The 9,763-nt window shown below is 69.0% G+C and carries 10 protein-coding genes; 8 read left to right on the top strand and 2 right to left on the bottom strand.

Translation table 11 applies throughout. The annotated features are described in order from the left end of the window. Positions 1-55: 55 nt before the first annotated feature. Positions 56-514, bottom strand: coding sequence for a VOC family protein (locus ACNPM4_RS03610; RefSeq protein WP_448984724.1), 459 nt, complete (start codon positions 512-514; stop codon positions 56-58). 104 nt (positions 515-618) lie between these two features. On the opposite strand from ACNPM4_RS03610, the gene ACNPM4_RS03605 reads away from it, so the two are divergent. The 7 genes from ACNPM4_RS03605 (at position 619) to ACNPM4_RS03575 (ending at position 6,319) form a co-directional block, all read left to right on the top strand. Beyond that, positions 619-1,572 (top strand): helix-turn-helix transcriptional regulator, encoded by a 954-nt coding sequence (locus ACNPM4_RS03605; protein WP_448984723.1) that lies wholly within the window; start codon positions 619-621, stop codon positions 1,570-1,572. A gap of 123 nt (positions 1,573-1,695) precedes the next feature. Then, a complete protein-coding gene (locus tag ACNPM4_RS03600; protein WP_029263097.1) occupies positions 1,696-1,938 on the top strand; it encodes a ribbon-helix-helix domain-containing protein in 243 nt (80 codons plus the stop codon). Then, entirely contained in the window at positions 1,935-2,396 is a 462-nt protein-coding gene (locus ACNPM4_RS03595; protein ID WP_081859997.1) for a type II toxin-antitoxin system RelE/ParE family toxin, read from the top strand. The genes ACNPM4_RS03600 and ACNPM4_RS03595 overlap by 4 nt, the downstream gene beginning before the upstream one ends. Positions 2,397-2,477: 81 nt before the next feature. Beyond that, positions 2,478-4,808: a phosphoribosylformylglycinamidine synthase subunit PurL gene (gene purL, locus ACNPM4_RS03590; protein ID WP_448984722.1), complete on the top strand. Its 2,331-nt coding sequence runs from the start codon at positions 2,478-2,480 to the stop codon at positions 4,806-4,808. After that, positions 4,805-4,960, top strand: coding sequence for a hypothetical protein (locus tag ACNPM4_RS03585; RefSeq protein WP_167381597.1), 156 nt, complete (start codon positions 4,805-4,807; stop codon positions 4,958-4,960). Before purL ends, ACNPM4_RS03585 begins: the two co-directional genes overlap by 4 nt. Before the next feature lie 184 nt (positions 4,961-5,144). Further along, a complete protein-coding gene (locus tag ACNPM4_RS03580) occupies positions 5,145-5,468 on the top strand; it encodes a cupin domain-containing protein (protein ID WP_091033180.1) in 324 nt (107 codons plus the stop codon). Positions 5,469-5,614: 146 nt separating this feature from the next. Continuing rightward, complete coding sequence (locus ACNPM4_RS03575; RefSeq protein ID WP_448984721.1) at positions 5,615-6,319, top strand: DUF2786 domain-containing protein; 705 nt, start codon at positions 5,615-5,617, stop codon at positions 6,317-6,319. Positions 6,320-6,351: 32 nt separating this feature from the next. Here ACNPM4_RS03575 and ACNPM4_RS03570 read toward each other — a convergent pair whose 3' ends face one another. Continuing rightward, complete coding sequence (locus tag ACNPM4_RS03570) at positions 6,352-6,924, bottom strand: TetR/AcrR family transcriptional regulator (protein ID WP_448984720.1); 573 nt, start codon at positions 6,922-6,924, stop codon at positions 6,352-6,354. A 69-nt stretch (positions 6,925-6,993) separates the two neighbouring features. Between ACNPM4_RS03570 and ACNPM4_RS03565 the strand changes: the two genes are divergently transcribed. Then, positions 6,994-9,540 carry an MMPL family transporter gene (locus ACNPM4_RS03565; RefSeq protein ID WP_448984719.1) on the top strand — a complete coding sequence of 849 codons (2,547 nt, stop codon included), beginning with the start codon at positions 6,994-6,996 and terminating at the stop codon, positions 9,538-9,540. Positions 9,541-9,763 lie beyond the last annotated feature (223 nt).

Genomic DNA, 9,763 nt, shown 5'->3' with positions numbered 1-9,763 from the left:
CTCCTGCATCCGTCCGAACTCCCTGCATCCGTCCCGGGAAAGGGTACGTCGCGGGTCAGCCGGCCTGCACGTCGAGCACCCAGGTCACGCCGAAACGGTCGGTGAGCATGCCGAAGCCGGCCGACCAGGCCGAGGCCGCCAGCGGCTCGACGACCGTCGCGCCCTCGGCCAGACCGTCCCAGTACCCCCGCAGCTCGTCGAGCGAATCCGCCCGTAGCGACTGGAAGAACGTCCGATCGGTGATGGTCGCGCCGTTCTCCCGGTGCGTGGTGCCGGCGGTCGCCGTCGGGTCCGGGTCGTCCTGCCCGGGGATGTCGTACGCCATCAGCCGCATCCCCTCCGCGGTCTCGAGCTGCCCGAACACGATCTTGTCGAACCCGGGCACTCCCTCCGGCATGCCGAACTGCCCGTAGGTCGCTGCCGTGACCTCGCCGCCGAAGACGGACCGGTAGAAGTCGAGCGCCTGCCGGGCCGTGCCGTGGAAGTTCAGGTGAGTGGTGGTGGTGATGGTCATGGGATGCCTCCTTCTCGCGCGGTCCGCCGTTCGGAACCGCCTGTGGGCAACGATCACAGCGGTAGCGGTCGGTTTCTGTCCTCTACTGCGGGCAGACTGAACCCATGACCGGAAGCTCGTCGCGCATGCTCGCCCTGCTGTCGCTGCTGCAGACGCCGCGCGACTGGCCGGGACTCGTCCTCGCCGAGAGACTGGAGGTCAGCCCGCGCACGGTGCGTCGCGATGTCGATCGCCTGCGAGAGCTCGGCTACCGGATCGCTGCGGTCAAGGGTCCGTACGGCGGCTACCGCCTCGAAGCCGGATCCGAGCTGCCGCCGCTGCTGTTCGACGATGACCAAGCGGTTGCGATCGCCGTGGCGCTGCAGACCGTCCCCTCCAGCGGCATCGACATCGAGGAGGGCGCGGCGCGGGCGCTCGCCACCGTGCGGCAGGTGATGCCCTCACGACTGCGGCACCGTGTCGACGGCATCCGCTTCACGGGTGCCACTGCCGATGTGCGCGTCGATCCGGCGGTGCTCGAAGCGGCGAGCGCGGCCGTGCGCGACCGCCAGGTGCTGCGCTTCGACTACGGCTCCGACCGCGACCGACCTGCCCGTCGCACCGAGCCGCACGCGGTGGTCGCCCGCGAGGGCCGCTGGTATCTGCTCGCGTGGGATCTGGAGGTTGCGGATTGGCGTACCTTCCGGCTGGACCGGATGCAGCCGCGCACCCCTACCGGACCCACGTTCAGCCCGCGTCCGCTGCCGGCGGCGGATGCTGCGACGTATCTCGCGGCTCGGGCGAAGGGGTCGGCGGCCGAGGATCGCTGGCCATGCGTGGGCGAGGTCGTGATCGCACTCCCTGCCCGCGAGGTCGCACCCTGGGTCGACGATGGCGAGCTGGAGGAGCTCGCCGACGGCACATGCCGCATCACGGTCGGCTCCTGGTCGTGGGTCGGGGTGCTCGCCGCGGTCGCCCGGTTCGATGCGCCCTTCACGGTGGTCGGACCGCCGCCGCTGCGCGAGGCCGCTGGAGTTCTTGCGCAGCGGTTTGCGGCGGCGGCGGACTCTTCCTCCTGATCCAGGAGTTTTTACGAACTTCTCCCATTCTCTGCAGCTGCGTCGCCACGGGACGGAATCACTGCAGTCGATGACGTTCACTAGTGCGATGACAAACTTTGCCATCGGTATTAGCGTGGAGGTATGGCCACGATGAACATCTCTCTTCCGGACGCGCTGAAGGACTTCGTCGAAACGCAGGTGGCCGAGCGCGGCTACAGCAACAGCAGCGAGTTCATGCGTGAGTTGATCCGCCATGAGCAGGCCCGCGAGCAGCTGCGATCCCTGGTTGTCGACGGGATGACGTCGGGGCCGGGTTCCGAAGTGGACCAGGCGTACTTCGATCGCCTCCGAGACCGCGTCCACGCAGACGCCGCCGACGCGTGACTGCGGGGCGAGTCGTCACCACCAGGCGGGCGGATGAGGACATCGACGGCGCGGTCACGCGCTACCTCGGCGAAGCAGGGCCGCCGGTCGCGATCGCGTTCATCGACGACCTCCAGCATGCGCTGAGCCGGCTCACTGCGTATCCCTCGCTGGGATCGGCGCGCTTCGAGCTGGTGACCGAGATTCCCGACATCCGCGCCTTCCCTCTTCGAAACCATCCGTACCTCGTCATCTACACAGATGATCCGGACGCCGTGCGAGTCCATCGCGTGCTTCACACGAGGAGAGACATCGCTGCCGCCCTCACCGAGAGCGATCGTGACACCGCGTGGTCGCGACTCGTGCGCACCGGAAGGGTCACCCTCCCCACAAAGAAGGGCGCCCTGTCGCACCCACCGCAGCGACAGGACGAGACATCCGCACAGATCCTCGACGCCATCCGCGCCGACCGCATCTGACCTCCCGCTCTCGCGGGAGAGCCGCCCCAACCACGCCGGTAGACTGAGCATGCCCCGCCGGCCCCTTCCTTTGGAGTGCGCGTGACCACCGCCCCTGCACCTTCCCCCCAGCACGTCCCCGACTCCGTCGAGAACGCGATCGCGACGCCCGAGAAGGAGCAGCCGTACGCGGCCCTCGGACTCAAGCCCGACGAGTACGAGCGCATCAAGGAGATCCTCGGCCGTCGCCCCACCTCGGGCGAGCTGGCGATGTACTCCGTCATGTGGTCGGAGCACTGCTCCTACAAGTCGTCGAAGAACTACCTGCGCCGCTTCGGCCAGAAGGTCTCCGACGAGATGAAGGAACGCCTCATGGTGGGCATGGGCCAGAACGCGGGCGTCGTCGACGTCGGCGAGGGCTGGGCCGTCACCTTCAAGGCCGAGTCGCACAACCACCCCTCGTTCATCGAGCCCTTCCAGGGCGCGGCGACCGGCGTCGGCGGCATCGTCCGCGACATCATCTCGATGGGCGCACGCCCGGTCGCGGTCATGGACGCCCTGCGCTTCGGTGCGGTCGACCACCCCGACACCGCCCGCGTCGTGCACGGCGTGACCAGCGGCATCAGCTTCTACGGCAACTGCCTGGGTCTGCCGAACATCGGTGGCGAGACGGTCTTCGACTCCGTCTACCAGGCCAACCCGCTCGTGAACGCGCTCGCGGTGGGCGTGCTGCGTCACGAAGACCTCAAGCTCGCGAACGCGACCGGAGTCGGCAACAAGGTCGTCCTGTTCGGCGCCCGCACGGGTGGCGACGGCATCGGCGGCGCGAGCATCCTGGCCTCCGACTCGTTCGACTCCACGGGCCCGACCAAGCGCCCCGCCGTGCAGGTGGGCGACCCGTTCGCCGAGAAGGTGCTCATCGAGTGCTGCCTCGAGCTGTACCGCGGCGAGCTCGTCGAGGCGATCCAAGACCTGGGCGCCGCCGGCATCTCGTGCGCGACCAGCGAGCTCGCGGCCAACGGCAACAGCGGCATGAAGGTCTCGCTCGACAACGTGCTGCTGCGCGACCCCACGCTTACGGCCGAGGAGATCCTCATGTCGGAGTCGCAGGAGCGCATGATGGCGATCGTCGCTCCCGAGAAGCTCGAAGCGTTCCTCGAGGTCGTGAACAAGTGGGAGGTCGAGACCTCCGTGCTCGGCGAGGTCACCGGCGACGGACGCCTCATCATCGACTGGCAGGGCGAGCGCATCGTCGACGTCGACCCCTCGACCGTCGCGGTCGACGGCCCCGTCTACGACCGCCCGGTCGCCTACCCGACGTGGATCGACGCCCTCCAGGCGGATGCCGCCGAGAACCTGCCCCGCGCGAACGACCCCGAGACGCTGCGCGAGCAGTTCCTCGCCCTCGTCGCCTCGCCGAACCTGGCCGACACGAGCTGGATCACCAACCAGTACGACTACTACGTGCTCGGCAACACGGCCCTCAGCTTCCCCGACGACGCCGGCATGATCCGCGTCGACGAGGAATCGGGCCTCGGCTTCGCGGTGTCGACCGACGCCAACGGCCGCTACTGCCAGCTCGACCCGTACGCGGGCGCCCAGCTGGCCCTCGCCGAGGCGTACCGCAACGTCGCCGTCACGGGCGCGGTGCCCACGGCCATCACCGACTGCCTGAACTTCGGATCTCCCGAGAACCCCGAGGTCATGTGGCAGTTCGGTCAGACGGTCGACGGCCTGGCCGACGGATGCTACGAGCTCGGCACCCCGGTCACCGGCGGCAACGTCTCGTTCTACAACCAGACCGGCGACGTGCCGATCCACCCGACCCCGCTCGTGGGCGTGCTCGGCATCATCGACGACGTCTCGCGCCGCATCCCCTCCGGATGGCAGGACGAGGGTCAGAACATCTACCTGCTCGGCACCACCTCGACCGAGCTCTCGGGTTCGGCCTGGGCGGACGTCGTGCACGACCACCTCGGCGGACTGCCGCCGAAGGTCGACCTCGCCGGCGAGAAGCGCCTCGCGGGTCTGCTCTCGGCTGCCCGCGATGAGTGGCTCATCTCCTCGGCGCACGACCTCTCCGAAGGCGGCCTCGCGCAGGCACTCGCCGAGGGCGTCATGCGCTTCGGTGTCGGCGCCCGTGTCTGGCTGAACGAGATCATCGAGAGCAACGGCGTGGATGCCGCATCCGCCCTGTTCTCCGAGTCGACCGGTCGCGTGATCGTGACCGTGCCGCGTGAAGACGACGTGAAGTTCCGCGGACTCTGCGAGGGACGCGACTACCCGGTGATGCGCATCGGCGTGACCGACACCGAGGGCGCGAAGCTCGAGGTGCAGGACGTCTTCACCGTGTCGATCGCCGAGCTGCGCGAGCGCTCGCAGGCCACGCTCCCCTCGTACTTCGGTCCGACGGTCACCGAGGTCAGCGCATGAGCGACGTGAGCCGGCAGAACCCGAACGAAGAGGACTACGGCGACCTCGGCGAGAAGCGCAACCGTCGCATCCGTATCGTCGCCTGGACCGTCATCATCGCGCTCATCCTCGGCGGTGGCGGCGCGACCGTGATCACCCTCATCCTCGGCTGAGAGCGGCCGGCCCCTTTTCGGAGACGATGGCGCGCGGAGGCACGTCGCCTCCGTCGGCCGAAAGCACTTCCCGCGGCCTCGTCGCGCGGAGAAGGCCGAAGCAGACGCTTTTCTCCGCGAGAAGAGTTCTGACTCTCGACCCTGTCGCCCTGCGCGCGTACCCTCGGGCGGGAACGGAGGACCCATGACCATCCACCTCAGAGACGTCACCGCGGACGAAGACATCGAGGGGTACCTGCTCGGCTCGCCCGTGAGCATCATGCGTGAGTTCATCACGACACCCGGTCGCGGACCACGTCTGCACCGGCATCCGTACGCCGAGACGTTCGTGATCCGCCGGGGCCGCGCGCTGTTCACGGTCGGCGACGATCAGGTGGTCGGCGTCGGAGGGCAGATCCTCGTCGTCCCCGCGCTCGTCTCCCACCGTTTCGAGGTGCTCGACGGCGGCACATACGAGGCCACGCACATCCATGCGAACGACCGCTTCGTCACGGAGTGGCTCGAGTAGCCACGGCGTCATGCCCCACCCCGCGCGCAGCATCCCTCCCCAGGACGCCGCGAAACAGGTTTCTCCCCAGGCACCGTGATCAACCCTCTGAATGCGGGTGACCCCGCGGAGGATTCGAGGCATCACACACCACCAAGGGGGATGCCATGACCGAGGCGAAGCTCGACCTGATCGCGAAGCTGCTGGCGAAGGCCGAGAGCACGACACCGGAAGAGGCGGAGGCTCTGACCGAGCACGCCGAGCGGCTGATCGTGAAGTACGGCATAGATCAGGCCCGCATCGACGAACGCCGTGGCCGGCTGGGCCAGACACAGGAGCAGATCGTTCACGAGCGGATGCTGTTCAGCGGCGTATACGCCCGGGATCTGCAGGAGATCGGCTCGGGTGTCGCGCAGGCGCTGGGCACGGTGCGGCCGCTCGGGATGGAGGTCTCCGTCGGCGCGGGCCTGCTCCTGGTCGGGTACGCGTCCGACGTCACGCAGGTGCGCACCCTCACCGCGAGCCTCGAGGTGCAGGCCATGGTCGCGATGCGGAAGTGGTGGTCAGTGCAGCGCGAGATCTACCACCGGCACACGGAGTCCGAGAAGCGGCGTGCGCGCAGCGGCTTCCTGCGGGGCTTCGCCCGAGGTGTCATGAGTCGCATCCAGGACAGCCGCCGAACGATCTTCGAGGATGCGGGCACCGGCACCGCCCTGGTCCTGACCTCGCGCCGCGATCGGGTGGACGAGGCGGTCGACGCGATGGCGACCAAGCGCGCCCGACCTCGCCGCCATGCCGATGCCGGAGCCTTCGCATTCGGGCACCGATCGGGGCGAGAAGCGCGAACCGGCGAGCGAGGCCGCCTGACATGACCGAGTCCCTGTACCCCCGGCGCGACGGAAGCTCAGCGGGCGAAGAGGTACCGGACCAGTTCGATGATCCCGCCGGGTCCGTGGCTCTCACGGCCGAGGGACTCCACGATGATCGCGCCCAGGATCGCTCGGCCGATCTGCGCGATCGGGGCGTCTTCCGGCAGCTGACCGTCGCGGATCCCGCCGCGCAGCCGTTCGGACAGGTGCTGCTCGACGCCGAGACTCCCCCCGAGGTGGGCCCCGACCGCGGCGTCTTCGGCGGCGGCTGCGCCCAGCGACTGCAGCAGCGCCTGCCCCTGCGTGGTCGCGAGGATGGCGAAGACCGACTGCAGCCACGTCTCGACGTCGGCGAGCAGGTCGCCCGTGTCCGCCACGACGAAGTCCACGGGGATGAGGCGCCCGTCGACCAGGCAGTCCGCGATGAGCGCACCGCGCGAGGGCCACCAGCGGTAGATGGTCTGCTTGCCGACTCCGGCTTCCTTCGCGATGCCCTCGATAGTCAGCCGGTCGTAGCCCTTCGCGTGGAACAGTCGCGAGGTCGCATCGAGGATCGCTTCACGCGCCGCAGTGCTGCGCACGGGCCCGCTCCGATGCTCGTTGACCATGCGTTCAGGATAGCCACAGATCGCTAGACGAGACGTGCCGTATGATCTTCGAGTCTGAAGGAGACCACTGTGGCATCACTGCTCTACCGTCTGGGTTCGTTCGCTGCGCGCAAGGCGTGGACGGTGATCGTGTCGTGGGTCCTGATCCTCGGCATCGGTGTCGGCGCCTTCCTCACCCTCGGCGGCACGCTCAGCAACAGCTTCGACATCCCGGGCACCGCGTCGGGCGCGGTGACCGACGAGCTGGCCGACAAGCTCCCGGATTCCGCGGGCGGCACCGGAACGGTCGTCTATCGCACCACCGACGGTTCGGCGTTCACCGACGAGCAGAAGCAGGAGATCTCCGACCTCGCTGCGAGTGCCGAGGATCTCGACGGCGTCGCGTCCGTGATCGACCCGTTCGACGCGCAGCAGCAGCAGGCCGACCGTGCGAAGGAGCTCGCCGACGGCCAGAAGCAGATCACCGACGGCCGCGCCCAGCTGGATGCCGCGCAGACGCAGATCGACGAGGGTCGGGCACAGATCGAGGCCGGCCTCACTCAGCTCACGGCCGCGCGCACCCAGGCGGAGCAGGCCGGAGCGGGCCCGGAGCAACTCGCCGCCCTCGACGCCCAGCTGGCGGCACTGAACGCCCAGGCCGCCGACCTCGAGGCCCAGAACGCGAAGCTCGACCAGTCCCGCATCACCCTGCAGGAGAACGCCGATCAGGCGGAGCTGGGCTCGACCCTCCTCGACCTGGCCGACGGCATCGGCGTGGTGTCCGAGGACGGGTCCACCGCGATCGTCAACATCTCTTTCGTCGACCCGCGACTGGAGCTCTCCGAAGAGGTCAAGCAGGGCACGATCGACCACTTCGCCTCCGCACCGGTCGACGGCACCGAGGTCGACTTCGGCACCGACATCGCGCAGGGTGTGCCCGAGATCTTCGGCGTCGGCGAGGCGGTCGGTCTCGTGTTCGCCGCGATCGTCCTCATCGTGATGCTCGGCTCGCTCATCGCCGCAGCCCTCCCCATCGTCACCGCCATCGTCGGCGTCGGTGTCGGAGTCACGGCATCCCTCGCGTTCTCCGGCGTGGTGAACATGGCGTCCGTGACGCCGGTGCTGGGCGTGATGCTCGGCCTCGCGGTCGGCATCGACTACTCGCTCTTCATCGTCAACCGGCACCGCAAGCAGCTGCTCGCCGGAGTACCGGTGCGCGAATCCATCGGCCTGGCCACCGGCACGTCCGGCACCGCCGTGGTGTTCGCCGGAACGACCGTCATCGTCGCGCTCCTCGCGCTCAACGTGACCGGCGTCCCGTTCCTCGGGCTCATGGGCACGGTCGGCGCGGTGTGCGTCGCGGTGGCCGTGCTCGTCGCGATCACCCTCGCGCCCGCCATCCTCGGGCTCGTCGGCGACCGTCTGCTCAGCCGCCGCGCTCGCGCGATGGTCGGGCAGGAGCACGCCGCGGGCAAGCCGGTGAAGCGGATGTCGACCCTGCGCGCCGTCGTCACGACGCTCGTGAGCGTTGTCGCGCTGCTCATCATCGCGATCCCCGCGATGTCGATGCGGCTCGGGCTGCCGGACGGGTCGAGCGAACCGAGCGACTCGACCAGCTACCGCGCGTTCCAGACCGTCGACGAACAGTTCGGCGAAGGCGCGAACGGCCCGCTGCTGGTCACCGCGACCCTCGACGACGCCGTCACCGACGACGATCTGCTCTCCACGCAGGTCACGATCGCGCAGGCCATCGCCGACCAGGACGACGTCGCGGCGGTCGCGCCGATCGCCACCTCCGACGACAACACCCTCCTCGCGTTCCAGGTCGTCCCCGAGGAGGGCCCGAACAGCGCCTCCACCGAGAGGCTCGTGCAGGACCTCCGCACCCTGCCGGCGATCGGCGACGGGATCACCCTCGGCGTCGCGGGTCAGGCCGCGATCAACATCGACATCTCCGAGGCGCTGGCCGGAGTCCTGCCGCTGTACCTGGTGGTCGTGGTCGGCCTCTCGCTGCTCATCATGATCGTCGTGTTCCGCTCGCTGCTGGTGCCGCTCATCGCCACCGGCGGCTTCGTGCTCTCGCTGTTCGCGACGTACGGCCTGATCGTCGCGGTGTTCCAGTTCGGCTGGGGCGCCGAGATCATCGGGCTGCACAGCACCGGGCCGATCCTGAGCTTCCTGCCGGTGATCCTCGTCGGCATCCTGTTCGGCCTCGCGATGGACTACCAGCTGTTCCTCGCCTCCGGCATGCGCGAGGCGTACGTGCACGGAGCCTCGGCGCGCGATGCCGTGGCCCAGGGCTTCCGTGCCGGCCGCTCGGTGGTGACCGCCGCCGCCCTCATCATGGTGTCGGTGTTCGGCGGGTTCATCTTCTCGGAGTCGACGATCATCCGCTCGATCGGGTTCGGCCTCGCGTTCGGTGTGCTGCTCGACGCGTTCGTGGTGCGGATGCTGCTGATGCCCGCGCTCATGCATCTGCTCGGCCGCTCGGCGTGGTGGCTGCCGCGCTGGCTCGACCGCATCCTGCCGAACGTCGACATGGAGGGCGCCGCCCTCGAACGCGATCACCCCGGCATGAAGGCCGTGGCCGTCCCGACGACGACCGACTCGGTGCCGACAAGCGGGCACTCCGCCTGAGGCGCGCGCGTCGCAGATTCGCGTCGAGGTCGCAGAGTTCCGCTGGATCCTGCGACCTCGATGCGAAAGTGCGACGGGTGGGGCCGGGGTGTCGGCGGGGATGCCTAGAGTTGGGCGCATGAGTTCTGACCCCCGCGCGCTGCTGCAGGAGCTGCGCGCTCAGGCCGAGGCCCGGGTGCAGGCCACGGCCGCGCCCCTCGACGAGCTCACCCACGACCGCGAG

The sequence above is a fragment of the Microbacterium umsixpiens genome (assembly GCF_053543675.1).
The sequence above is the reverse complement of the archived record's forward strand: the minus strand, read 5'-3'. Positions and strand labels throughout refer to the sequence as shown.